The sequence below is a fragment of the Muricauda sp. SCSIO 64092 genome (assembly GCF_023016285.1).
GTDB lineage: Bacteria > Bacteroidota > Bacteroidia > Flavobacteriales > Flavobacteriaceae > Croceivirga.
The window spans coordinates 446,035-469,232 of the sequence record NZ_CP095413.1 but is presented as its reverse complement, the minus strand read 5'-3'; the positions used below and the strand labels follow the sequence as shown (position 1 = coordinate 469,232).

Here is a 23,198-nt window from a genome sequence, read left to right as displayed (position 1 = left end):
ATATGGGAGGTTTAACAGATGCGATAAAGCACCTGATCATCATCAATGTCATCTTGTTTATTGCTGGGATTACGGGCCTTGGTGATACGCTCTATGAGTACTTTGCCCTTTGGTTTCCCGAGAACCCCAATTTTAGGATATGGCAGGTCATCAGCCATATGTTCCTGCACGATTTCACCGGCTTTTTTCATATCCTCTTCAATATGTATGCCCTTTGGGCTTTTGGTACACCCCTTGAGCGCGTATGGGGCAGAAACAAGTTTCTATTTTTTTACTTCTCTGCCGGGATAGGAGGAGCCCTTTTGCATATCGCATCCAACTATTATTTCTTTAACCAGGGATTGGATGTCATTACAGGGGCAGGCTTAACGGAACAACGTGTTGTGGAGATACTTTCCAACGGGCAGTACAGTCCTGACTGGTATCAATTGGCCTCCCAGGGCACAATTGATGGTTTTATGAATGCCTTCAACGCCCCGGCCGTAGGTGCTTCTGGTGCTGTGTATGGGGTTTTGGTGGCTTTTGCCTTTATGTATCCCAATGCGGAGTTGATGCTTATCTTTTTGCCCGTGCCCATAAAGGCGAAGTATTTTGTTCCCTTGATGATTTTTGGATATGACATTCTTTATGGTCTGGGAAGTGCGGGAAGTAATGTCGCCCACTTTGCCCATATTGGGGGTGCTTTGATCGGTTTCATTATGATGTGGTATTGGAAAAAAAATCAGTTTAATCAAAATCGTTGGAATTAGGTATGGCCGGTGGAGGATTACAATATTATTTTGCACGGTTGAACATTGCGGAAAAATTGATTGCCATTAACCTTGCCGTTTTCATTGGTACCGGTTTGGCAAGTGCCCTTTTCGGCGTTTCCATTGATGCCGTTCTGTATTGGTTTGAGCTGCCATCCGACTTTTTTTCCTTTTTGGGGAAGCCATGGTCTTTGGTCACATATTCTTTCTTTCACTCCGGAATAGGGCACATATTTTGGAATATGCTGGTATTGTATTTTACCGGTAGGATATTCTTAAATCTTTTTAATAGCCAACGTTTTATAAATGTTTATTTTTTAGGTGTTATTCTAGGGGGATTGTTCTTCCTCTTGGGTTACAATATTTTCCCCACTTTACTGAATAGTAATATTCCGCTTATTGGAGCTTCCGCTGGAGTCACTGCTGTGCTCATTTTTATTTGTGCCTATATCCCCAACCAGGAAGTGCGTTTGTTCGGTCTATTAAATGTGAAGTTATGGTACATTGGTGCATTCGTCGTCCTGGTTGATTTGATACAAATTCCTTATGGAGGAAACATCGGGGGTAGGTTGGCACATTTGGGAGGGGCCTTTCTGGGCTATTTTTATGCGAGACAATTGTTGAATGGCAAGGATATTGGTGCAGGCTTTTCCAATATGCTGACAGCTATTGGTGGTCTTTTTAAACCAGGTAAAAGAAAAGCTCCCCTAAAAACCGTGCATCGAAGAAAAAATGCAAAAAAATCAAAAGGCGGTATTGATTACAATAAAGAAACACGTCAAAAAAAGATAGATGCCATTCTGGACAAAATCAGCAAATCTGGTTACGAGAGTTTGTCCAAAGAAGAAAAGGACTTTTTGTTCAAGGCTGGAAAAGAGGATTAACATTGAGCTTAGGAGTTACGGTAAAAAGATTGCTTGTCACCATCAATTTGATTTTAGTACTTCTTTCTTTAGTGGTGCTCATTTCATATTGGTTAAATAGCAATGTATTTGGAGCTATTTCCATACTTGGATTTCTAACACCGGTTTTATTTTTTTTCCATTCCATCTTTTTGGTTTTTTGGTTGTTCAAACGAAGTAGATGGTTATTGCCCTCGTTGTTGACTTGTATAGTTTCCTTTTACTCGTTTGGACCTTTCTATAAGATATTTGGCCCGAATGCGGGTGAGGATCCTGATATCTCCATAATGAGCTATAATGCAATGAGTTTTAATAGGTGGGGAAATATACCCCTTGAAAATGTAGATGGAAAAATTAGGGAATTCATTAAACGGGAGAATCCAGATATTTTATGCCTTCAGGAACATAGTAGAATTCAACATAGGGAGTTAAAACTTTATAGGTACCGCACAGAGACCCCTTATTCCATAGGAAGATCGGTACAGGCCATATTTTCAAAGTTTCCAATTATCAATAAAGGTTCCTTGGAACCGGAAGGGACCCTCAATAACATTATTTATGCGGATATGGTATTACCAAATGATACCATACGGGTTTATAATGTCCATTTTCAATCGTTTAAAATTGTTCCTTCCAAAGAGAACTTAAAGAAAAATGAACCATTTCGTCTTGCCAAGAAAATTAGTGTAGCCGTCGACCAACAACTCAATCAAGTTAAAGTCCTTAGAAAACACATGAATAATTCGGCACACCCTACCTTGATTTGTGGCGATTTTAATGCCACCCAGTTTTCACAGATTTATCGGATGGCATCCGATGGATTTCAAGATTCATTTTTCGAGAAGGGGAATGATTGGGGAAGCACATATAACTTAAAAGGACTGCCCCTGCGTATTGACTATATTTTGGCAGATTCTTCTTTTAAAGTGATTTCCCATACCAATTATGAAGTGGAATTGTCAGATCACTATCCGGTTAAAGCAGAATTTAAATTAAAATCTGAGAAATAGACAATCCGTTGCATCCGCAATGATGTGAATGACCAGGGCCAATCCAAGAAGACGCGTCCTTTTCCATAACGCAAGTCCCAGATAAAACGGGATCAGGATATACGAGTGAAGTGGATGGAACCCAATACTACAACGATTGGGATCAAAAATGGGATTGGCCAGAAGGTGGTCTACATCCAATAGGATACCTGCCAATAAGATCAAACCAACTTTTACCCTGTCCCTTTTGAAAAAAAGTAGGGCAATAAGGATTGGGACCAGAAAGTGAATGCCATAATGTAAAAGATGTCTTAACATTGGTTTTCCAAACTTTGTGCCTTCAGATGGGTAATGGTGCCTGGACCTTCATTAAAAAGAAGATCAAGAGAGCTTAGGTTCTGGGTAAATCCATGCCTGTCCATAAACACTTGATTGTACCGTTTAAAGTCAAAATGAACCGCTTCTTTTGCGTTTATCAGAAAACGGAAATCCACTCCCTCCAGGAAATCCTTCATGTACGCTTTTGAGTGTTTTGGATTGTGGTCAATTTGGAATGCATTCGTCAAAAAATCAAGACTTTGCCAATTAAAGTCCAGTAAAAACTTAAACTCTTTTTGGAACAAGGGGGCCAGGTCGTCCTCATAGAACTCAAAAAAGGGGGAAGCCCTGTAGGCCGTCTGTAAGGTACGCCAGTGTTGGATCTGCCAACGATAGCTATTTTCAATTTGTACGTCCCTATACTGCTGGCGCCCGTCTTTTCCGCCAACGTGTTTTATGGGAATGCTCAGTTTGTGCAGCCCTTGGTCCGTGCAAATATGATAACGATTGCGATACGTCTGTTTTTGGAAATTATCATGTACCTCCCAGATAACTTCATTTTGCACCAAAACGGCCATCGTGGCAATATTGGGAAAACAGCAAGGGTGAAGTAAGGCCTTCAAGAGTTAGGCATTTTCTGATTTGGATTTGCGCCTTTTCCTAAAAAAATCAAATACAAACCAACCGGCCAGGACCATCAAAAAATACCGAAAATAGGACACCGGTTCACCGTCCCCACCAACTGTGGTAAAGACGCGGTCCCAACGCATTTTTTCATTGAACTTTATGCCATCCTGAAAATTATCGAAGCTCAGCCAAATAAAGACCGGTTTCCCCACAATATGGTTTGCCGGCACATAACCCCATGACCTGCTGTCTTCCGAGTGGTCCCTGTTGTCCCCCATCATCCAATAATAATCCATGCTGAAGGTATACGAATCCGCTTTTTGCCCATTGATCAACACCTGATTTCCTGAGACACTAACCTCATTTTTTTCGTAATCCCTGATGATTTTTTTATACAGGGGAAGGGTTTCCGGGGTCAACTCCACGGTTGAACCGGCTTTTGGAATGTATATGGGTCCAAGGTTATCATTGTTCCAGGGGTATCTCGAATTTTGCGGAAAGATGTTATAACCCGCCTGTCCCTTCGGTTCTATTTGCATGACAACGGAATCTATCCGTTGGTCCTTTTTTATGGTTTCTGCCATTTCAAGGGTGAGGTTGGCAATTCGCTGTCTTGAGGTTTCCTCGGTAAGCCCCAGTCTTAACTCTCGTATGACCTCCGTGGGAATGCCCTGTTTTTCGGTATATAATTCAATTTTCCCGTCTTCCCTTCTCTTGGCATCCCTAACATAAGGTATTAACCTATTGTATTGATTTTGATTAAGGGGCGGGGAAATAAATTTCCTTATAAAATCATCTGCCCCGACTTCATTTAATAGCCTACTTGAAACACCTTTGTTTCCATAGATAATATAGTTGTACATCACTTTGGCCCTGTCGGACAATTCCAACTTTTTACCATTTATGTGGACATATCCATTGATGATCTCCAAAGAGTCCCCAGGGGTGCCCACACAGCGCTTTACATAATTCGATTTCTTATCAATAGGCTTTCTAACCCCCTTTTCTGCAACAAAGAATTGTCGCACCGTATCCGCCGGCCAACTAAAAACTACAATATCGTTCTTCTTTGGCGTATTAAAACCGGGTAAACGGAAGTAGGGAATTTGGGGTTTGTTGAGGTATGATTTTGTTCCAACCAAGGGTAAAGTGTCATGTACCATGGGTGCTGCAACAGCGGTCATTGGTGTTCTTGCCCCAAAATGGAATTTGCTTACAAAAAGAAAATCCCCGATCCGTAAGGTACGCTCTAAAGAACCCGTGGGAATTACATAAGGTTGTATAAAGTACGTATGTACAAAAGTTGCGGCCACTATGGCAAATACTATGGAACTCACCCATTCGCCCAATCCTGTTCCAGGTTTTAAGCTTCGGTCCGCAATATGTTCCACATCCATGGTGTAGTTCACGTAATAGATATAAAAACCAAGGGAAAGAATTACCGCCCAGGTCTGCCATAACTTGTTCTGCCCAAAACTGCGAATGGTCTCTACCCAGACCACCGGGAACATCAATAAATTGATAATGGGTATAAAGAGCAATAAAACCCACCATTTTGGTCGATTGATGATTTGCATCAAAACAATCCCGTTATAAATTGGTATGGCAGCCTCCCAAGCTTTTCTGCCAGCTTTAACATAAAGCTTCCAGGTCCCCAAAAAATGGACGACCTGCACCAATAAAATAAATAGAATCCACTGCGTACCGTTCATGTCAAATTTTATTTTGTGACGCTAATTAAGTGCAATTGTTACCAATTAAACAAGGTTTAACACATCTTTCATGGTAAATACTCCCTTTTTACCCTGAATCCATTCGGCGGCGATTAAAGCTCCCAAAGCAAACCCTTCCCTATTATGGGCAGTATGCTTTATTTCAATGCTATCCACTTTGCTGGAGTAGGTGATACTATGCGTGCCGGGGACTTCACCTTCCCTTTTGGCACTAATAGGGATGGTATTGCCATGGCTTTTTCCCAATTGCCAACCCTCATAATCGGAGTGGTGCACAATACCCTCTGCCAAAGTAATGGCGGTACCGCTGGGGGCATCCAATTTGTGGATGTGATGGATTTCTTCCATGGCCACCTCATAATCGTTACGTTGGGACATCATCATTGCCAATTTCGCATTCAATTCGAAGAAGATGTTGACCCCCAAACTAAAATTGGAAGCATAGATAAAGGCTCCCTGGAGTTCATTGCAAATGGATACGGCTTCGTCATAAGCATCCAACCAACCCGTGGTTCCAGAAATTACGGGAACCCCATTTTCAAAGCAATATTTTATATTGTCGAAAGCGGAATCGGGCGTACTAAAATCGATGGCAACATCAATGGCGGAAAAATCCAGGGATTGCAGGTTGGTATCAAATTCAATTTTTAAGGGAAAGGAATGGCCTCGGTCCGTACCAAGTTTTTCCAGCATTTTTCCCATTTTGCCATATCCAAAGAGTGCAATGTTCATAGTTAAAAGGTAACAATAACGGCGAGCCCAAAATTCGGGTCATTGGTAATTTCATTAAAATCAAGAAAGGGTTTGATTTCGTAGCCCAACCGCTCATCCACATTATATTGCTTTAGATGGGCATCCACATTGGCATCTATGATGTTCAATGCATAAAACCCAATGGTGACCACCAACCATAGGTCGCGGTCCCTTTGCAGGCGTTCCTGGGCATTTTGTAAGGACTCATCGGAAAAGTCTGGTCCTGTCCCATCGTTATTTCTGTCAAATAATTCGTCGTCCATGAAACCAGCTCTGCGCCGTTTAAAGATATCCCTGAAAAAATTGTATCGGTTATTGGTATTTGCAAATTGATATGCACTCCATCCAATAGCACCCCAAACTATGGGGGCTTTCCAATAGCGCTTATTGTAAATCTGGCCCAATCCGGGAAGAATAGCGGAATAAAAAGCGGCCTTACTGGGTCCCAGGGGATTGATTTCCTTTCGTACAAAAGTTACCTCCTCTACGGTAATCCCTTTTTGCTTCAAATCTGTTTTCAGTGAATCCACAGGATTCATTACCGGTATGGAATCCTGGGTGACTTGTGCAGCACCGGTCCAAACAATACATAGAAAGAAAAATAGTAAAATGGGTGTCCTATTCACCGGAAAGTATTTTTTTGAGTCGTTGAAACTCTTCTTTGGAATGAAACGGTATTACAATTTTACCTTTTCCGGAATCTGAGGCATTGATCTCTACCCTTGTGGCCATGTATTCCCTAATACCGTCCAAATGGCTACTGGCGTATTCCGGGAGGGATTTGCCCTTGCTTTTCGTTTTTCCATCTTTTCCCTGGGTCTTACCCTCCTTGTAAGTGCGGACCAGCTGTTCGGTTTCCCTAACGGAAAGACTGTTGGCAACTATTTTTTCAAAGGCCTCTATCTGTTCTTTTTTCTTTTCAATATTGATCAGTGCCCTACCATGGCCCATACTTATGAAACCATCACGCATTCCTGTTTGGATAATGGGATGGAGTTTTAGCAATCGCAAATAGTTGGTTATTGTTGAACGCTTTTTTCCTACACGCTCGCTTAATTTTTCCTGGGTCAGTTGAATTTCATCGATCAGTCGCTGATAGGAAAGGGCAATTTCAATGGGGTCAAGGTCTTGGCGTTGAATGTTTTCCACCAATGCCATTTCCAGGGATTCCTGGTCATTGGCAATGCGGATATACGCTGGAATGGTCTCCAGACCAACCAACTTTGAGGCCCTAAACCTTCGTTCTCCCGAAACGAGCTGGTATGTATTGAAATCCAGTTTTCTGACCGTTATGGGCTGGATAATGCCCAATTCCCTTATGGAACTGGCCAGTTCTTGAAGCGACTCGTCATTGAAATTGGTCCTGGGCTGAAATGGATTGACCGCTATGGCCGAGAGTTCCAGTTCTACAACATTACCAATTACTTTATCCGCATTTTTGTCCCCAACCGATTGTATATCGTTTTCAGGATCTTTCAATAAAGCAGAAAGCCCTCTTCCAAGGGCCTGTTTTTTGGTCGCCTTTGCCATTTAAACCTTTTCCTTGTTCTTGTTCAATAATTCTTGCGCCAAGTTCAAATAGTTGGATGCCCCTCGACTACTGGCATCGTATTTTATGATACTTTCACCATAACTGGGTGCTTCACTCAGCTTTACGTTCCGCTGGATAATGGTGTTAAAAACCATATCCGCAAAGTGTTTTTTTACTTCTTCCACTACCTGATTGGACAATCGGAGTCTGGAGTCGAACATGGTCAGTAACATCCCTTCAATGTCCAAATCCGTATTGTGGATCCGCTGTACGCTTTTTACCGTATTCAATAATTTCCCCAATCCTTCCAGGGCAAAATATTCGCATTGAATGGGTATCATTACAGAATCTGCCGCTGTCAATGCATTCAGGGTCAACAACCCAAGGGAAGGGGCACAATCAATCAATATAAAATCATAATCCTCCCTAACCTCCTGTATGGCCTGCTTCATCATGTATTCCCTGTCATCCTTGTCAACCAACTCAATCTCAATGGCCACCAAATCGATATGGGCGGGGATGAGGTCAACATTTGGGGAAGCGGTCTGCACTATGGTGCTTTTGGCAGTCAGGGTATGTTCCAATAATTGGTAGGTGCCTTTTTCCACACTATCTACGTCAACTCCCAACCCTGATGTGGCATTGGCCTGGGGATCGGCATCAATTAACAGGACTTTCTTTTCCAAAACCCCTAATGAGGCCGCTAAATTTACCGTAGTAGTAGTTTTTCCAACCCCACCTTTTTGATTCGCAATAGCAATAATTTTGCCCATTACATAAGATAAGTTAGGGGTTAAAAATACAATTATTTATAACGCCAAAAAGCGGAATTTGTTAACACTGGGTGAATAAGTGCAACAGCTTGCGTTAAAGAAAGTTAAAGTTTGGTTTTTAAATCGTTACTAAAATGTTTTACGGTTTTTACCGCATTAAAATCCCTAAAATTTCAATGGCTGCTTCGCTAATTTTGGTACCTGGACCAAAAACGGCCATCGTGCCTGAATCAAAAAGGAAATCATAATCCTGTTTGGGGATCACCCCGCCAACAATCACCATAATGTCCTCCCTACCATAGTTTTTAAGCTCCTGGATTACATTGGGAACCAAGGTTTTGTGTCCTGCAGCGAGGGAAGATACCCCTAGGACGTGTACATCGTTTTCCACAGCTTGTTTGGCCACTTCTTCCGGTGTTTGGAAAAGCGGTCCTATATCCACGTCGAAACCTAAATCGGCATAACCTGTGGCGACCACTTTGGCACCTCGGTCATGACCATCCTGTCCCATTTTGGCCACCATGATACGGGGGCGTCGGCCTTCTTGCTCTGCAAAAGCGTCCGCCATTTCCCTGGCCTTTTCAAAACTTTTATCGTCCTTTATTTCTTTGGAATACACACCACTTACCGATTGAATTTGTGCTTTATGCCTGCCAAAGACCTTTTCCATGGCATCACTGATTTCACCCAGGGTTGCTCTTTCCTTGGCCGCAATTACGGCTAAAGCTAACAAATTTTCACCGCTTCCGTCCTTCATTTTCTTGGCGGAGGCCTGTTCTATGTCCAACAATGCCTTTTGGACTTTTTCCGCATCACGCCCTTTTCGAATTTCCGCAATTTGTTCTACCTGTTGTTGTCGTACCTTTTTATTGTCAACTTCCAGAATTTGTAGGTCGTCCTCGTTTTCCAGAACATACTTGTTCACCCCAACCAATACTTCCTGTCCACTATCCAATCGTGCTTGTTTTTTGGCTGCTGCCTCTTCAATTCGCAATTTTGGGATTCCTGCTTCAATGGCTTTTGTCATTCCGCCCAAATCTTCCACCTCCTTAATAAGTTCCCAGGCTTCCGAAGCGATTTCATCGGTTAATTTTTCTACATAATGGCTTCCCGCCCAAGGATCCACCGTACGGGTAATATGGGTCTCCTGCTGTAGGTAAATTTGCGTGTTACGCGCAATTCTGGCACTAAAATCCGTTGGCAATGCAATTGCTTCATCAAGTGCGTTGGTATGCAGACTCTGGGTTCCGCCAAAGGCTGCGGCCATGGCCTCAATGGTGGTCCGTGCCACATTATTGAACGGATCTTGCTCTGTTAAGCTCCAGCCACTGGTCTGGGAATGGGTACGCAACATTAGCGATTTTTCGTTTGTGGGGTCAAATTCCTTGACCAATTTGGCCCAAAGCATTCGCGCCGCACGCATTTTGGCGATTTCGGTAAAGTGCTTCATACCAATACCCCAAAAGAAGGAGAGACGGGGGGCAAATTCGTCAATTTTTAACCCTGCCTTTAACCCGGTCCTAATATATTCAATCCCATCGGCCAGGGTGTAGGCTATTTCCATAGCTGCGGGGGCGCCTGCCTCATGCATATGGTATCCGGAAATACTGATGCTGTTGAAACGGGGCATATTTTGGCTGGTATACTCGAAGATATCGGCAATCAACTGCATGGAAGGTGTTGGTGGATAGATATACGTATTCCGTACCATGAATTCCTTTAGAATATCATTTTGGATGGTACCGGAAAGCTGGTTTAATTCTACCCCCTGTTCCATTGCCGCTACTATATAGAAGGCCATCACCGGAATAACGGCCCCATTCATGGTCATGGAAACGGACATTTTGTCGAGTGGAATTCCATCGAACAAAATTTTCATATCCTCCACGGAATCTATGGCCACGCCCGCTTTGCCGACATCACCTACCACACGTTCGTTATCGCTATCATAGCCCCGGTGCGTTGGCAGGTCAAAGGCAACGGAAAGTCCCTTCTGGCCTGCGGCCAAATTTCTGCGATAGAAAGCGTTGCTCTCCTCCGCAGTGGAGAATCCCGCATATTGCCGTATGGTCCATGGTCGGCGTACGTACATTGTGGAGTAGGGACCACGGAGAAATGGACGGATACCGGCCACAAAGTTTTCATGGCCCAGTTTGGTTGCTTGTTCTTTTTGATTTGAAGTTTTGAGCTCTAGCTCTTGGATATTTTTTCTACTCATCTTTCAACCGATTTTGTTCCAAGGACTCGGATAACCGTTTTTCCAGGATAGGTTCGACCAAAGTTTTTCTTTTATCTGTTTTGAGGAATGGGAAGAGTTCCAGGCTATCCTTCATTTTGTCCTCGGGATTTTGATATGTATTGGTACCCAGGAGCACCAATTTTCCAGTATCGAACTGTTCTTGTTCTTTGGCAGCGGCTTCTTTGATTTTTTTCTGGATGATTCCCTTTTTCAACTCACCCAAAAATCCACCAGAGGCCTCCAATTGCTTAAAGAGCCCCAAGGCCTTTTGCGCCAGTTCCTGTGTCAATGCCTCTATATAATAGCTTCCTTCGGAAGCTTTTATGGCCTCATCAAAATAGCTTTCCTCTTTTAATAGTAACAATTGATTTCTGGCAATACGCTCCCCAAACTCATTATCTTTATGGTAGAGTGCATCATAGGATTGATTGCAAACGGTATTTGCCCCACCCAAGACCGCGGACATACATTCCGAGGTGGTCCTGAGCATATTCACATTATAATCATAGAGTGCTTTATTGCGTTTGGAAGGAATGGCCAAAATGTGGCAATCGGTTTCGATGCCATATTCCGCGGCAAGGGACTTCCATAGCCATCTCAGGGCTTTGAGTTTTGCAATTTCAAAGAAATAATTGGGCCCAATGGCCACTTTGAACGTAATGCCTTCTTTAGTAACGTTGGAAACGACATCTGTGGAATGATTCAAATACTCATTCACATGTGCCAACCCATAGGCCAGTTGCTGTACAATATTTGCACCGGCATTTTGATACAGGGACATATCCACCGAAATCGCGGAAATACCCTTTGTAGTAGCCGTTAAGGTTTGGATTTGATCAAATGCCTGGTGGTCTTTTTCCAGGTTCTGGTACCAATTTCCACTTTTGGCCAAATGCCCAATAATATCTATATGAAGGTATATTTTGGAGGCGCGGTCCCCCAGATACTTTTGTAAACGTTCCAAGGCCCCAACTTCCAAAGTATGAAAGTCAATATGGATTGGAATGGATTCCAAAGGAATGCCATCCAATAGTGCGGACCAATCCATATCCACGTCGGAGATTTCAAAAACTAAGGCACCGGCCCCCCTTTTTAAAATATCCAAAGCCTTTTTATTGGCCAAATTGGGGTTGCCCCCATAAACGATCTGACCTATCTGCCAGGTATGTTCCCCGGTAAATTGAAAATTGGAATTGGCCTCCACATCTTCGTGGTTATAAAATGGTTTTACCTTTATGCCCTCCAAAGATTCCCAAATCAAGGTGTCGTTATAGTCGGCACCCCTTAAATCCATTTGGATTTTCTGTTTCCACTGTTTGGCTAAAACAGGTTCAAATTCCGAAAAAAGCGAATTGTTTTTCATAGTTAATTTCCCACTTTTGTACTGTCTTCATATTCTATTAAAAAGACCTCCTCATTGTCCTTTTTCATGTAATAGTGTTCCCTGGCATACTTTTCCAGGGCTTTGGGGTCCTTTAGTTCATTGAGCAGTTTTTTGTCCTTTTCAATTTCTTTTTGCAAAAAGTCCTTTTGTTGCTCCAACTTATTGATTTCTTGTTGCAATTCCCTGTGTATCAACAAGGAATTGGTATCAAAAAAAGCCATCCAAATCGCAAAAATGGTCAATACCAATATATAGGTATTGGTAAATACCTTGAACCATTTTTTCTGCCTTAATTCCTTCCAGCCCATATCACACAAGCTTTTGATTGATGATGGTCCGAACCATATCCACGGCCACCGTATTGTAGTGATTGTTGGGAATAATGATATCGGCAAACTCCTTGGTAGGCTCAATGAATTCGTTATGCATGGGCTTAACGGCAGTTTGATAACGATGCAGGACCTTTTCCAGATCATGTCCCCGTTCCCTGATATCACGTTGCAATCGTCTTATCAGACGCTCGTCGGAATCTGCATGTACATAAATTTTCATGTCGAAGAGTTCCCTTAGCCTGGGATTGCTCAATACCAATATTCCTTCTACAATGACCACCTCTTTGGGCTCCGTCTTTATGGTCCCCTGCAACCGCGTTTCTTCAGCAAAGGAGTAAATGGGTATTTCTATGGTCTTACCCGACTTTAACTCTTTAACATGTTCAATAAGCAATTCAAAATCAATGGAATTGGGATGGTCAAAATTTACCTCGCTTCGCTCTTCTTTGGTGAGGTGCCCCAAATCGTTATAATAGGAATCCTGTGATATCACAACTACTTCGTCTTTTGGTAGCTGTTCTACAATCTGATTTACCACCGTGGTTTTACCACAACCCGTCCCACCAGCAATTCCTATGATAAGCATTACTAAAAGTTTAATCCAAATGTACACATTTGAAGGCATCCTTAGAAGTTGGGCTTCGTTAGAATTTGATTGCATAGGTACGATTAAAAATCTATCGGAAACATGACATTTTTCATATAATGGGATATATGGAGGGTGTAGTTTTGGTTGCTGATTTTGGGTGAAACCTTTATATTTAAAAATAACTATATAGTCCCTTTATGAAAAAAAATTTTAAACTCAAGGTCAACGACCAATATGAGTTTCAATTTACAGCAGATGACCTTAAATCCCTGGATTTGGTCAAAACAGGAACCGACTCCTTTCACTTACTGGAAAACAACCAAACGTACCACATCGATTTTAGTTCCAAGGATTTCTACGGAAAAAGTTATGGCGTAAAGGTGAACAATGCCAATTATGCGGTGACCATTGCAAATCCTTTGGATTTATTGATTGATGAAATGGGCTTCGCACTGGGTGCTTCGGCGCGGGTGAGCAGTATAGAGGCTCCTATGCCTGGTTTGATCTTGGAAGTTTCCGTGTCCGAAGGACAGGAGGTAAAAGAGGGTGATGCGCTTCTTATTTTGGAGGCCATGAAAATGGAGAATGTAATTACCTCTCCAAGGGAAGGCACCATTAAGAGCATTACCGTAAAACAAGGTGAGGCCGTTGAAAAGAAACATGTATTGATCACTTTTGAATAGTAAACGATGAAGAAGATACTAGTAGCCAATCGTGGTGAAATTGCCATTAGGGTAATGAGAACCGCCAAAAAAATGGGAATCAAAACCGTTGCGGTCTTCTCGGAAGCCGATAGAAATGCCCCGCATGTGCGCTTTGCGGACGAGGCCGTTTGCCTAGGGCCGCCCCCTTCCAATCAATCCTATTTATTGGGGGACAAAATAATTGAATATGCCAAAAAACTGGAGGTAGACGGTATCCATCCCGGATATGGTTTTTTAAGTGAAAATGCAGACTTTGCCGAAGCCGTTGAAAAGAATGGGCTGATTTTCATTGGTCCAAAATCCCATGCCATTCGGGTGATGGGAAGTAAGCTTGCTGCCAAGGAAGCCGTTAAAAAATACGATATTCCCATGGTTCCGGGGATAGATGAAGCGATAACGGATGTTGACAAGGCACAGGAAATTGCCAAGGAAATAGGCTTTCCAGTATTGATCAAAGCTTCTGCCGGTGGGGGAGGAAAAGGAATGCGGATCGTGGACAAAGAAGAGGACCTGGAATCCCAAATGAAGCGGGCGATCAGTGAGGCCACTTCCGCTTTTGGGGATGGCTCCGTTTTTATTGAGAAATATGTGACCTCTCCCCGTCATATCGAAATTCAGGTAATGGCGGATATGCATGGCAACATCCTCCACTTTTTTGAACGGGAATGTAGTATACAGCGTCGACACCAAAAGGTAGTTGAAGAAGCCCCATCGTCCATTTTAACCCCGGAATTGCGAAATGAAATGGGAATTGCCGCCACAAAGGTGGCCGAAGCCTGTGATTATGTGGGTGCAGGTACGGTTGAATTTTTAATGGATGCCGACCACAATTTCTATTTCCTTGAAATGAATACGCGTCTACAAGTGGAACATCCGGTCTCCGAACTGATTTCCGGTGTGGATTTAGTGGAGCTACAGATAAAAGTGGCACGTGGCGAAGTATTGCCCATGAAACAGGAAGATTTAAAGATCAACGGCCACGCGATGGAGCTGCGGGTGTATGCCGAAGACCCTCTAAACGATTTCCTGCCAAGTGTAGGGAAATTGGAACGGTACCAGTTGCCGGTAGGTGAAAACATTCGAGTGGACAATGGTTTTGAAGAAGGTATGGATATTCCTATCTATTACGACCCCATGCTTTCCAAATTGATTACCTATGGAAAGACGCGCGAAGAATCCATTGCCTTAATGATCAAAGCCATTGAGGCCTATGAAGTGGAAGGGGTACAGACTACCCTGCCCTTTGGAGCATTTGTGATGAGACATGAGGCGTTCCGCTCCGGGAATTTTGACACTCATTTCGTAAAGAACTACTATGCTCCGGAAATGATTCAGGAAGCTAAGGAAAATGAGGCCAAGATTGCTGCCCTGGTAGCATTGCAACAATATTTTGAAGACCAAAAACAACTAAAATTACCCACAAATTAAATCCAATGGACGATAAATTAAAAAAGCTGGAAGAACGAGTGACCCTTGCCCACTTGGGCGGTGGCGAGAAGCGTATTGAAAAGCAACATGCCAAAAAGAAGTTAACTGCCAGGGAACGGATCAATTATCTGTTGGATGATGGTTCTTTTGAGGAAATGGGTGTTTTGGTCACCCACCGTACCACGGATTTTGGGATGGACAAGGAAATTTATTTTGGTGATGGGGTCGTTACAGGTTATGGAACGGTAAATGGACGATTGGTTTACGTTTATGCCCAGGATTTCACCGTCTTTGGAGGTGCATTGTCCGAAACCCATGCAGAGAAGATTTGCAAGGTTATGGATCTGGCCATGAAGGTTGGTGCCCCAATCATTGGACTTAATGATTCTGGGGGAGCCCGTATTCAAGAGGGGGTTAAATCCTTGGGGGGTTATGCCGATATTTTCTATCGGAACGTACAAGCCTCCGGGGTAATTCCGCAGTTGTCCGCCATTATGGGGCCTTGCGCAGGTGGTGCAGTGTACTCACCGGCAATGACTGATTTTATCCTGATGGTGGAGCAGACCAGTTATATGTTTGTTACGGGACCCAATGTTGTTAAAACGGTAACCAATGAGGAAGTGACTTCCGAGGAACTTGGGGGTGCCAATACCCATGCCTCAAAATCGGGGGTTGCCCATAAGACCTCGGCCAATGATGCCGCTTGTTTGGAGGATGTCAAAAAACTTTTGGATTATCTCCCACAGAACAACCAGGAAAAACCAAACACAATTCCTTATGAACTAGGGGATGAGATCAGGGAGCAGTTGCGAGGCCTGGTTCCTGATAATCCAAATAAACCCTATGATATGCACGATGTCATAGAGGGTATTATTGATGAAGATTCTTTTTATGAAATCCATAAGGACTATGCAGAGAACATCATTGTTGGTTTCGCCCGATTAGGTGGACGAAGTATTGGTGTTATTGCCAACAACCCAATGTTTTTGGCAGGGGTTCTTGGCGTAAAGAGTTCCACCAAAGCGGCCCGTTTCACCCGTTTTTGTGATGCGTTCAACATTCCTTTGTTGGTATTGGTGGATGTGCCCGGATTTTTACCAGGAACCGACCAGGAGTGGACTGGAATCATTAATCATGGTGCTAAATTGTTGTATGCCTTAAGTGAAGCTACGGTACCACGGGTAACCGTAATTACCAGAAAAGCTTATGGTGGTGCCTATGATGTAATGAATTCCAAGCATATTGGAGCCGACTTTAACTATGCATGGCCCACTGCGGAGATTGCGGTAATGGGGGCCAAGGGCGCCAGTGAGATTATTTTTAGAAGGGAGATTGCGGCAGCCGATGATCCCGAAGCAAAGCTCAAGGAGAAAGAAAAGGAATACGGGGATAAGTTTGCCAATCCGTATCGTGCGGCAAGACGCGGCTTTATAGATGAGGTCATTCTACCTGAGAATACGAGAAGGAAATTGCTGAAAACCTTTGCCATGTTGGAAAATAAGGAAGTGGAGAACCCCTGGAAGAAACACGGAAATATTCCGTTGTAATGCCTTAGAACCAATTGTTTATCGCCGCACTGTGTGTTAGATTGGATATAGTCTTAAAACATCGAGTTAATAGGCTATAGCGAAAGTTTCTTGGGATAGTGCTTATCCTATTCCTTCGGCCATCTGACGGCATGTTGCGGCGATATTATTGTACAGGATTGATGTCATTTTAAAATACACCATAGCGGTATTCACTACCTTCATGGATGTTCGGAAATATAATGTTTTAATTCACCTTGTTGGTCAGGTCGAGCGCAGTCGAGACCTCTTTGGAACTTAAAACTTTAAAGCCCCAATTGGTATCTTGAGTATGCTCCATAAGATAGTTTAAGGTCATTCTTCATTTTTGGTATGGTACTTATAATGTGTCGCATTTCTACATTCTGCTAAAATCTGGAGGAAATCAAAATTTCCATTTGCCAACGCCAGTTTCTTTTCGGCGCTCCATTTCTTGATTTTCTTTTCAAAATATATGGCTTGCAACACATCATTAGAATCTTGTTGGAAGATCAGTTGAACCGGTCTTCTTTTAAATGTGAATGCATTGGGATTCATTCCATCTTGATGTTCGTTGAAACGTCTCGTTACATTTTCGGTGATACCCTTATAGGTAAAACCATTTGAACATAGAAGAATATAAACGTAGTAAAATTTCATCGATTAAAAATAACGACTTTACCAATGAAAGATGAGGACCGTTTTATTCAAAATGAGGTCTCGACTGCGCTCGACCGGACAAAATGACTTGGTTAACAAAACTATCACACCCAAAGATTTATCAATCCAAAGGGTCTAGGTACTTTTGCATCATGCAAAATACCCAAGACAAGCCTAGTTTTGAATTTGTGGCATTGATGGCCGCGTTGATGTCCATTGTGGCATTGAGTATAGACACCTTACTACCCGCGATTTCACACATTGGGGAATCCATCAATAGCCAGGATGCTACGGATAATCAAATGTTGGTGACCATGATTTTTCTTGGACTGGGAGTGGGGCAGCTCTTTTTTGGACCACTTTCGGATTCCATTGGTAGAAAGCCCGTAGTCTATTTGGGCATTTTGGTATTTGTGGTGGCCAGCATAATCTGTTTGGCGGCCCCTAATCTGGAATGGATGATTGCGGGGCGTATCCTTCAAGGAATAGGCCTATCCACGGCAAGGACCATCTCCATTTCCATTATTCGGGACATGTACAAAGGCGATCTCATGGCCAAGGTGATGTCCTTTGTAACGGCATTTTTCATTTTGGTCCCCGTAGTGGCACCTGCTTTTGGAAAATTAATATTGGACGTTGCCAATTGGCAGGCCATTTTTTATATCCAATTGGTTTTGACGGCAATGGTAGGCCTTTGGTTTTGGAGGCGACAACCGGAGACCCTACATCCAGAATATAAAATTCCGTTTACGAGTCATCTGTTCATGGATGGTTTAAAGGAATTATTACGGTTTAAGGAAACCGTGGCGTATACCATTGTTTCTGGCTTGGTGACCGGTTCTTTCTTGGTGTACCTCAGTGCTTCCCAACATATTTTTGAGGACCAGTACGGGCTTAAGGAAGCCTTTCCCTATATTTTTGCGGGACTGGCGATTTCCATAGGTCTCTCCACCTTACTTAATGGAACTTTGGTTTTACGGTTTGGTATGCGCAGATTATCGACCATGGCACTGGTGGGATTTTGTTCTGTTGCGCTACTGTATGTGCTCTTGTTTTGGCCTTCTCCAACCAATCCCAACGTTTTTGTTTTGGTCACGTTTCTATCGCTACAGTTTTTTTGTCTTGGCTTTATGTGGGGCAATTTCCGTTCCATTGCTATGGAGCCCATTGGTCACATTGCCGGTATTGGAGCGGCTATTAATGGTTTTTTCTCTACGGTCATCGCAATTCCCATTGCCTCTTTAATTGGAAAATATGTGGATGAAAGGGTATTGCCCTTGTTTTTGGGATTGGCCATATGCGGCCTATTGTCCCTGGTCATTGTTTTTATTTTGCGTAAATCCAAAAAGATGGCCGTGGTGAGATAGGATGGTCCCTGGATTATCCCATGGGCTCAAAGACCGTTCCACTACTGGAATCTTCCCGTGCGCCCGTAACCGAAGCGTACACGTTGATTTGCCCAATTGATTTTAATACGCCCATAAAGGCAAAGATCATGGCCTCCTTATATTCAATGAACTTTTTGGGCGGAACAACTACGGTGCATGCTTTCCCTAGCTTTTTTTGGAGGGTATCCATAAAATAAGTGTTCAAAGCCCCTCCACCGGTTACTAAAACACGACTGGTCTTTTTGGGTTTTTCCGCTTTGATGGCATTGGCGATTTGTTCGCAATTATGGTGTATTAGGGTGTTAAGTAAATCTTCCGTTGGGAATTTTGCATCCGCAATAAGCGGCTTGACCTCGGACGAAAACCATTCATATCCCGTGGATTTTGGATAAAGAGCTTCGTAATAGGGGAGGGAATTCAGTTTTTTCAATAGGTCCGGACGTCGTTTTCCCTTACTGGCCAGTTTTCCCCCTTTGTCATATTTCAAACCGATTTTTTCGGTGAGGTAATTCAGCGGCATATTTGCCAGTCCAATATCGTAAGCAATTCGTTTCCCCCCTTTTTGGAAGGATATATTGCTGATACCCCCTAAATTCAAACAGAAATCATATTCGGATAACAATAATTCATCACCAATGGGGACCAAAGGTGCCCCTTGTCCTCCCAATCGTACATCCAAGGTCCTGAAATCACAGACCACTTTTTGCCCTGATGCGTTTGCCAATTCTTGCCCGTTTCCCAACTGAAAGGTAATCCCATCTTCAGGTCTGTGGTGGGAAGTATGTCCATGACTGGCAATAAAATCTATGTCGAGGTCACTACCTTTACTAAAATCCTTTGCTTGTTTCCCCAACCAAATGCCATAGTCCAAATGCAATTGTTGATGTTCTTCTTCTGATAAGTGAATGGCATTTTTCAACTTTTCGTACCACTCCGGTTCATAGGGTACTGTGGTACACTGCCTAATTTCAAAGTCCCATATTCCGTTGTTCCCCCAAAAATGACAATAGGCCAAATCCAATCCATCCAGGGAAGTGCCGGACATCATGCCCAAAACTTTAATTGTTTTCATAGTGTTTTTTTAGAGTGAGCAGTAAGGAAACCGGCCTTTTTGCATCATTTGTAATCTCTTGGACTTCAAATGAAGTATTGGGAATTTGTGCAAGTAAATGTATCCAATCCTGCAAAGTTCTGGCATACCAAGGATGTCCATAAGAGAAATTTCCAGAAAGTCCTTCCCAGGAATTTGATAGCCATTGGGATTGGTACCCAAAACCGTTTTCCATCAAATAGAAGGGATGCAGGGTTTGGATAAGCAGAATCCCGTTATTGGTCAAACATTCCAATGTTCGTTGCAAAAGGGGGGCGGTATGGTCCTTTAGGTACAATGAAAAGTTGAAAACCGCCCCGTCATAAGGGGAGTGGGGCAAAGGTTCACCCTCTGCAATACGTTCAAAACTTAAAATATGATAGGCTTCCGGGCCTTTTTTTTGTGCAAATTGAATCAGTTCGGCAGTGGCATCAAACCCATGGGCCGTTATGCCCAGTTTTGTCATTTCCCTGGTGAGCCAGCCTTCACCACAACCCAAATCGGCCACTTTTCCCAACCGGGATGATACAAGGGTATCCACTATGGCTTTATTGGTAAATTTCCTTGAAGGGATAAGCTCTTTTTCAACTACCAAATTCCATTCTTCCGCATTTTTTTTCCAAGAGAAGAGAATGTTTGATTTCATACGACAGCTGATTTTAGGGTCACGGGCAATTTTCCTTTGGCATCAACCACCCCGTTAAAATGGTTCACGGCATTTTCCTGAAACACTTGAAAATCTTGATAGACCACAACCACCGCACTTGCGCTTTCCCATGGAAATAAATTGAGCACAAAAGGGTTGCCAAAAAGGTAGAGTATGGTATTTCCTTGGTTTAGAACTTCATGGATTACCTCAAGTTCCTCTTTGGTAAACCCAAAATTGTCCTTTGGTTTTACCTGTCTTGGAACAATGCTTAAAAGGGTATTGCCGGAATCCGAGGCTTTCAACTCCATAGTATCATGGAACTGGCCTCTTTGTTGGCCAATTTGGATCAACTGAAACCCTTCTTCCCTAAACTTTTTGATGACCGTACCATCCCCTTTTAGTTCGGTGATGCTTTCCTTGGCCAACTGCTGCATTAGAGGGGTATGGTCTTCTGCCGTTTGTGCCAACCCGTTTTCGGAACCGGTGTTTGCATTTTCCTTAAGTTCCCATACTCGTTTAAAACTGGCTTCAATTTGGTCAACATCACATTGTTCTGAAATCATCTGAATACCTTCTTCCACATTATCCGCAAAGCACAGGACATCGTTCCCCGCTTCAAAAGCAGTGAACTCCAAAGCACCTTTTTTGGTAAAACCCTTGGAAATGGCGTGCATATTCAGGGCATCGGAGATGATGGTGCCATCCCATTTCATTTCGTTCCGTAAAAAATTGGTCATGATCTCCCTGGAAATGGATGCTGAAATTTTTTTTCCGCTCGTAAGGCTGGGAACAGCCAAATGTCCCACCATAACCGAATCCAAACCTTCATCCATCAATTCAATAAACGGATAGAGCTCATTGTCCAGAAGTTCCTTTTTTGGTTTGTCAATTATAGGAAGTCCCAAATGGGAATCCGTGGCCGTATCGCCATGTCCGGGAAAATGCTTGATGGAATTCAATATTCCTTCGGATTGCATTCCCTTAAGATACGCTTTGGCATAGTCTACAACCTTTTCACGGTTGTCGCCAAAGGAACGATAGCCTATGACAGGATTTTCGGGATTTAGGTTGATATCCACCACAGGGGAGAGGTTCCAATGGATACCCGCTTCGCGACAATCCCGTGCGATGTTCCTCCCAACCTTGTAGACCAACTCTTCTTGATCTTTCATGGCACCCAAGGTAATGGCATAGGGGTACTGGGGCGTATTTTCTATGCGCATGGCCAATCCCCATTCCGCATCAATGGCAATCAATAATGGAAAAGTTGCCGCCCTTTGGTAGCGTTGTATTAAATAGAGTAATCGTTCATAACTGTTCTCATTATGGATTACTTCTTTTTTGCCCTCAAAATTGGTGGCCGCACTTGCCCTACTATGGAAAAAACAAAGACTCCCAATATGGTATTGTTGAATAAGCTTTTCCAGTTTTTGGATTTCAGCTTCGGTATCATTGATAAATGCAGCTGGCATAAATAGTTGCCCAACTTTTGTTGAAATTGGGATTTCCTTTCGTATGCTATGGTATGATGGAATTTTAAGCATCTGAATTTCCTTTTTTACCGTAATCCGCTGGATATTTTAAAAAGGGTAGTAAGAACAGGGCTGGCAAAGCGGCAATGACCACCCAGATAAAGAAGCCACTATACCCCAACCATTCTTGCATAAACCCACTTACCATTCCGGGGAGCATCATGCCCAAGGCCATAAAACCTGTGGCAATGGCATAATGCGAGGTTTTTGATTTTCCTTCCGCAATATAAATGAGGTACATCAAGAATGCCGCAAACCCAAAGCCATAGCCAAACTTTTCAAAAACCACCGTTGTAGTAACAGCTACTATGCTGGTGGTCTGGGTCCATGCCAGAATGGCGTACAGTATATTGGGTACATTTAGGGAAAGTATCATGGGAAGCATCCATTTTTTTAACCCATCCCTTGAAATCAATATTCCGCCAAGAATACCGCCCAGGGAGAGCATAATGACGCCAACGGTTCCAAAGATGGTCCCCAACCTTTCCGTAGAATAGGCCAGCCCTCCTTTTTCCAGAGGGTCCAAAAGAAAAGGGGCAGCCATTTTAACCAATTGGGATTCTCCCAATCGATAGGTCAGGATAAAGGCCAATGCTATCCCAATATTTGGTTTTTTAAAAAAAGAAACGAACACTTCAAAAAATCCTTTGGGCTTATCGAGCGCAATGGTATTCGAAGTCTCATACTTTGGAGTGGCAAAAAAGTTGGATACGGTGAGTCCCAACATTAAAAAGGCAGTTGCCGTCATGGTGATGCTCCATGCTTTTGTATTGTCTCCATAACGGTTTTCCAAAAAACCGGCAAGGATAACGATAAGTCCTTCACCGGTAACCATGGCCAAACGGTAAAAAGTACTTCGTATCCCTACAAAAAACGATTGTTTCTTTTCGGTGAGCCCAATCATATAGTAGCCATCGGAGGCAATATCGTTTGTGGCCGAAGCGAAGGCGGCCATCCAAAAGCAGGCTAGGGTAGTGGTGAAAAAGATATTTGTCGGCAGGGAAAGCCCTACACCAAACAAGGCCACGGAAATCAATAATTGCATCCAAAGAAACCATTTGCGCTTGGTACTTCTTAAGTCCACGAACGGACTCCATAATGGCTTTAGAACCCATGGCAAATAGAGCCAACTCGTATACAGACCAATATCCGCATTGCTAATGCCCAGTTTTTTATACATGATGACCGAGACAGTGACTACAATGACATAGGGGAGTCCCTGGGTAAAGTATAAAACAGGTACCCATGCCCATGCCCATTTATCTTTTTTGATTTCTGACATTC

At 43.1% G+C, this 23,198-nt stretch carries 24 protein-coding genes; 7 read left to right on the top strand and 17 right to left on the bottom strand.

The window, feature by feature from the left end; translation table 11 throughout:
• Window positions 1-2 precede the first annotated feature (2 nt).
• Window positions 3-749 (top strand): rhomboid family intramembrane serine protease, encoded by a 747-nt coding sequence (locus L0P88_RS01770; protein WP_247132930.1) that lies wholly within the window; start codon window positions 3-5, stop codon window positions 747-749.
• Between the two features lie 2 nt (window positions 750-751).
• Window positions 752-1,633 (top strand): rhomboid family intramembrane serine protease, encoded by an 882-nt coding sequence (locus L0P88_RS01765; protein WP_247132929.1) that lies wholly within the window; start codon window positions 752-754, stop codon window positions 1,631-1,633.
• On the opposite strand, the gene L0P88_RS01760 is transcribed toward L0P88_RS01765, so the two are convergent.
• On the bottom strand, window positions 1,611-1,799 hold the full coding sequence (locus L0P88_RS01760; protein WP_247132928.1) for a hypothetical protein: 189 nt from the start codon (window positions 1,797-1,799) through the stop codon (window positions 1,611-1,613). The genes L0P88_RS01765 and L0P88_RS01760 overlap by 23 nt on opposite strands.
• Window positions 1,800-1,938: 139 nt before the next feature.
• Here L0P88_RS01760 and L0P88_RS01755 point away from each other — a divergent pair, with 139 nt between their 5' ends.
• On the top strand, window positions 1,939-2,661 hold the full coding sequence (locus L0P88_RS01755; protein ID WP_247132927.1) for an endonuclease/exonuclease/phosphatase family protein: 723 nt from the start codon (window positions 1,939-1,941) through the stop codon (window positions 2,659-2,661).
• Here L0P88_RS01755 and L0P88_RS01750 read toward each other — a convergent pair.
• The 11 genes from L0P88_RS01750 to udk all read right to left on the bottom strand — a co-directional run bounded on the left by L0P88_RS01750 (window position 2,644) and on the right by udk (window position 12,916).
• The gene (locus tag L0P88_RS01750) at window positions 2,644-2,958 is read right to left on the bottom strand and encodes a DUF6122 family protein (RefSeq protein WP_247132926.1); all 315 of its coding nucleotides are present in this window, start codon (window positions 2,956-2,958) and stop codon (window positions 2,644-2,646) included. The genes L0P88_RS01755 and L0P88_RS01750 overlap by 18 nt on opposite strands.
• Window positions 2,952-3,581: a WbqC family protein gene (locus L0P88_RS01745; RefSeq protein WP_247132925.1), complete on the bottom strand. Its 630-nt coding sequence runs from the start codon at window positions 3,579-3,581 to the stop codon at window positions 2,952-2,954. Before L0P88_RS01745 ends, L0P88_RS01750 begins: the two co-directional genes overlap by 7 nt.
• 3 nt (window positions 3,582-3,584) lie before the next feature.
• Window positions 3,585-5,297 (bottom strand): signal peptidase I, encoded by a 1,713-nt coding sequence (lepB, locus tag L0P88_RS01740; protein WP_247132924.1) that lies wholly within the window; start codon window positions 5,295-5,297, stop codon window positions 3,585-3,587.
• 45 nt (window positions 5,298-5,342) lie between these two features.
• Window positions 5,343-6,050: a 4-hydroxy-tetrahydrodipicolinate reductase gene (gene dapB, locus L0P88_RS01735; protein ID WP_247132923.1), complete on the bottom strand. Its 708-nt coding sequence runs from the start codon at window positions 6,048-6,050 to the stop codon at window positions 5,343-5,345.
• A 2-nt stretch (window positions 6,051-6,052) separates the two neighbouring features.
• Window positions 6,053-6,697, bottom strand: a complete 645-nt coding sequence (locus tag L0P88_RS01730) for a DUF5683 domain-containing protein (protein ID WP_247132922.1) — start codon at window positions 6,695-6,697, stop codon at window positions 6,053-6,055.
• Window positions 6,690-7,601, bottom strand: a complete 912-nt coding sequence (locus L0P88_RS01725; RefSeq protein ID WP_247132921.1) for a ParB/RepB/Spo0J family partition protein — start codon at window positions 7,599-7,601, stop codon at window positions 6,690-6,692. Before L0P88_RS01725 ends, L0P88_RS01730 begins: the two co-directional genes overlap by 8 nt.
• The gene (locus tag L0P88_RS01720; RefSeq protein WP_247132920.1) at window positions 7,602-8,375 is read right to left on the bottom strand and encodes a ParA family protein; all 774 of its coding nucleotides are present in this window, start codon (window positions 8,373-8,375) and stop codon (window positions 7,602-7,604) included. It abuts the gene before it with no gap.
• 148 nt (window positions 8,376-8,523) lie between these two features.
• Window positions 8,524-10,593, bottom strand: coding sequence for a methylmalonyl-CoA mutase (scpA, locus tag L0P88_RS01715; protein WP_247132919.1), 2,070 nt, complete (start codon window positions 10,591-10,593; stop codon window positions 8,524-8,526).
• Complete coding sequence (locus tag L0P88_RS01710) at window positions 10,586-11,977, bottom strand: methylmalonyl-CoA mutase subunit beta (RefSeq protein ID WP_247132918.1); 1,392 nt, start codon at window positions 11,975-11,977, stop codon at window positions 10,586-10,588. The genes scpA and L0P88_RS01710 overlap by 8 nt, the downstream gene beginning before the upstream one ends.
• Window positions 11,978-11,979: 2 nt before the next feature.
• Window positions 11,980-12,306 carry an FtsB family cell division protein gene (locus tag L0P88_RS01705; RefSeq protein WP_247132917.1) on the bottom strand — a complete coding sequence of 109 codons (327 nt, stop codon included), beginning with the start codon at window positions 12,304-12,306 and terminating at the stop codon, window positions 11,980-11,982.
• A gap of 1 nt (window position 12,307) precedes the next feature.
• Complete coding sequence (gene udk, locus L0P88_RS01700) at window positions 12,308-12,916, bottom strand: uridine kinase (RefSeq protein ID WP_247132916.1); 609 nt, start codon at window positions 12,914-12,916, stop codon at window positions 12,308-12,310.
• A gap of 200 nt (window positions 12,917-13,116) precedes the next feature.
• Here udk and L0P88_RS01695 point away from each other — a divergent pair, with 200 nt between their 5' ends.
• The 3 genes from L0P88_RS01695 to L0P88_RS01685 are packed head-to-tail and all read left to right on the top strand — an operon-like array spanning window position 13,117 to window position 16,598.
• Window positions 13,117-13,602: an acetyl-CoA carboxylase biotin carboxyl carrier protein subunit gene (locus tag L0P88_RS01695; RefSeq protein ID WP_247132915.1), complete on the top strand. Its 486-nt coding sequence runs from the start codon at window positions 13,117-13,119 to the stop codon at window positions 13,600-13,602.
• 6 nt (window positions 13,603-13,608) lie between these two features.
• Window positions 13,609-15,051, top strand: a complete 1,443-nt coding sequence (locus L0P88_RS01690; protein ID WP_247132914.1) for an acetyl/propionyl/methylcrotonyl-CoA carboxylase subunit alpha — start codon at window positions 13,609-13,611, stop codon at window positions 15,049-15,051.
• A 5-nt stretch (window positions 15,052-15,056) separates the two neighbouring features.
• Window positions 15,057-16,598, top strand: a complete 1,542-nt coding sequence (locus L0P88_RS01685; protein ID WP_158779278.1) for an acyl-CoA carboxylase subunit beta — start codon at window positions 15,057-15,059, stop codon at window positions 16,596-16,598.
• A gap of 333 nt (window positions 16,599-16,931) precedes the next feature.
• On the opposite strand, the gene L0P88_RS01680 is transcribed toward L0P88_RS01685, so the two are convergent.
• The gene (locus L0P88_RS01680; RefSeq protein ID WP_247132913.1) at window positions 16,932-17,255 is read right to left on the bottom strand and encodes a GIY-YIG nuclease family protein; all 324 of its coding nucleotides are present in this window, start codon (window positions 17,253-17,255) and stop codon (window positions 16,932-16,934) included.
• 152 nt (window positions 17,256-17,407) lie between these two features.
• On the opposite strand from L0P88_RS01680, the gene L0P88_RS01675 reads away from it, so the two are divergent.
• The gene (locus L0P88_RS01675; RefSeq protein ID WP_247132912.1) at window positions 17,408-18,622 is read left to right on the top strand and encodes a multidrug effflux MFS transporter; all 1,215 of its coding nucleotides are present in this window, start codon (window positions 17,408-17,410) and stop codon (window positions 18,620-18,622) included.
• A 13-nt stretch (window positions 18,623-18,635) separates the two neighbouring features.
• Here the strand turns inward: L0P88_RS01675 and L0P88_RS01670 are convergent, their stop codons facing one another.
• Genes L0P88_RS01670 through L0P88_RS01655 form a run of 4 tightly spaced genes read right to left on the bottom strand, consistent with a single transcriptional unit; the run spans window position 18,636 to window position 23,196 of the window.
• Window positions 18,636-19,715, bottom strand: coding sequence for an anhydro-N-acetylmuramic acid kinase (locus L0P88_RS01670; protein WP_247132911.1), 1,080 nt, complete (start codon window positions 19,713-19,715; stop codon window positions 18,636-18,638).
• Window positions 19,702-20,379: a class I SAM-dependent methyltransferase gene (locus L0P88_RS01665; protein ID WP_247132910.1), complete on the bottom strand. Its 678-nt coding sequence runs from the start codon at window positions 20,377-20,379 to the stop codon at window positions 19,702-19,704. The genes L0P88_RS01670 and L0P88_RS01665 overlap by 14 nt, the downstream gene beginning before the upstream one ends.
• Window positions 20,376-21,926 (bottom strand): glycoside hydrolase family 3 protein, encoded by a 1,551-nt coding sequence (locus L0P88_RS01660; RefSeq protein WP_281499708.1) that lies wholly within the window; start codon window positions 21,924-21,926, stop codon window positions 20,376-20,378. The genes L0P88_RS01665 and L0P88_RS01660 overlap by 4 nt, the downstream gene beginning before the upstream one ends.
• Entirely contained in the window at window positions 21,919-23,196 is a 1,278-nt protein-coding gene (locus tag L0P88_RS01655; RefSeq protein WP_247132908.1) for an MFS transporter, read from the bottom strand. The genes L0P88_RS01660 and L0P88_RS01655 overlap by 8 nt, the downstream gene beginning before the upstream one ends.
• Window positions 23,197-23,198 lie beyond the last annotated feature (2 nt).

What these genes read in the sequence shown, in the direction of transcription:
- L0P88_RS01655 (WP_247132908.1), bottom strand. Translation starts at nt 23,196, where the DNA reads ATGTCAGAAATCAAAAAAGATAAATGGGCATGGGCATGGGTACCTGTT.
- L0P88_RS01665 (WP_247132910.1), bottom strand. Translation starts at nt 20,379, where the DNA reads ATGAAATCAAACATTCTCTTCTCTTGGAAAAAAAATGCGGAAGAATGG.
- L0P88_RS01755 (WP_247132927.1), top strand. Translation starts at nt 1,939, where the DNA reads ATGAGCTATAATGCAATGAGTTTTAATAGGTGGGGAAATATACCCCTT.
- scpA (WP_247132919.1), bottom strand. Translation starts at nt 10,593, where the DNA reads ATGAGTAGAAAAAATATCCAAGAGCTAGAGCTCAAAACTTCAAATCAA.
- L0P88_RS01685 (WP_158779278.1), top strand. Translation starts at nt 15,057, where the DNA reads ATGGACGATAAATTAAAAAAGCTGGAAGAACGAGTGACCCTTGCCCAC.
- L0P88_RS01725 (WP_247132921.1), bottom strand. Translation starts at nt 7,601, where the DNA reads ATGGCAAAGGCGACCAAAAAACAGGCCCTTGGAAGAGGGCTTTCTGCT.
- L0P88_RS01690 (WP_247132914.1), top strand. Translation starts at nt 13,609, where the DNA reads ATGAAGAAGATACTAGTAGCCAATCGTGGTGAAATTGCCATTAGGGTA.
- L0P88_RS01720 (WP_247132920.1), bottom strand. Translation starts at nt 8,375, where the DNA reads ATGGGCAAAATTATTGCTATTGCGAATCAAAAAGGTGGGGTTGGAAAA.
- L0P88_RS01770 (WP_247132930.1), top strand. Translation starts at nt 3, where the DNA reads ATGGGAGGTTTAACAGATGCGATAAAGCACCTGATCATCATCAATGTC.
- L0P88_RS01660 (WP_281499708.1), bottom strand. Translation starts at nt 21,926, where the DNA reads ATGCTTAAAATTCCATCATACCATAGCATACGAAAGGAAATCCCAATT.
- L0P88_RS01710 (WP_247132918.1), bottom strand. Translation starts at nt 11,977, where the DNA reads ATGAAAAACAATTCGCTTTTTTCGGAATTTGAACCTGTTTTAGCCAAA.
- L0P88_RS01670 (WP_247132911.1), bottom strand. Translation starts at nt 19,715, where the DNA reads ATGAAAACAATTAAAGTTTTGGGCATGATGTCCGGCACTTCCCTGGAT.
- L0P88_RS01765 (WP_247132929.1), top strand. Translation starts at nt 752, where the DNA reads ATGGCCGGTGGAGGATTACAATATTATTTTGCACGGTTGAACATTGCG.
- L0P88_RS01750 (WP_247132926.1), bottom strand. Translation starts at nt 2,958, where the DNA reads ATGTTAAGACATCTTTTACATTATGGCATTCACTTTCTGGTCCCAATC.
- L0P88_RS01675 (WP_247132912.1), top strand. Translation starts at nt 17,408, where the DNA reads ATGCAAAATACCCAAGACAAGCCTAGTTTTGAATTTGTGGCATTGATG.
- L0P88_RS01760 (WP_247132928.1), bottom strand. Translation starts at nt 1,799, where the DNA reads ATGGAATGGAAAAAAAATAAAACCGGTGTTAGAAATCCAAGTATGGAA.
- lepB (WP_247132924.1), bottom strand. Translation starts at nt 5,297, where the DNA reads ATGAACGGTACGCAGTGGATTCTATTTATTTTATTGGTGCAGGTCGTC.
- udk (WP_247132916.1), bottom strand. Translation starts at nt 12,916, where the DNA reads ATGCTTATCATAGGAATTGCTGGTGGGACGGGTTGTGGTAAAACCACG.
- L0P88_RS01695 (WP_247132915.1), top strand. Translation starts at nt 13,117, where the DNA reads ATGAAAAAAAATTTTAAACTCAAGGTCAACGACCAATATGAGTTTCAA.
- L0P88_RS01705 (WP_247132917.1), bottom strand. Translation starts at nt 12,306, where the DNA reads ATGGGCTGGAAGGAATTAAGGCAGAAAAAATGGTTCAAGGTATTTACC.
- dapB (WP_247132923.1), bottom strand. Translation starts at nt 6,050, where the DNA reads ATGAACATTGCACTCTTTGGATATGGCAAAATGGGAAAAATGCTGGAA.
- L0P88_RS01680 (WP_247132913.1), bottom strand. Translation starts at nt 17,255, where the DNA reads ATGAAATTTTACTACGTTTATATTCTTCTATGTTCAAATGGTTTTACC.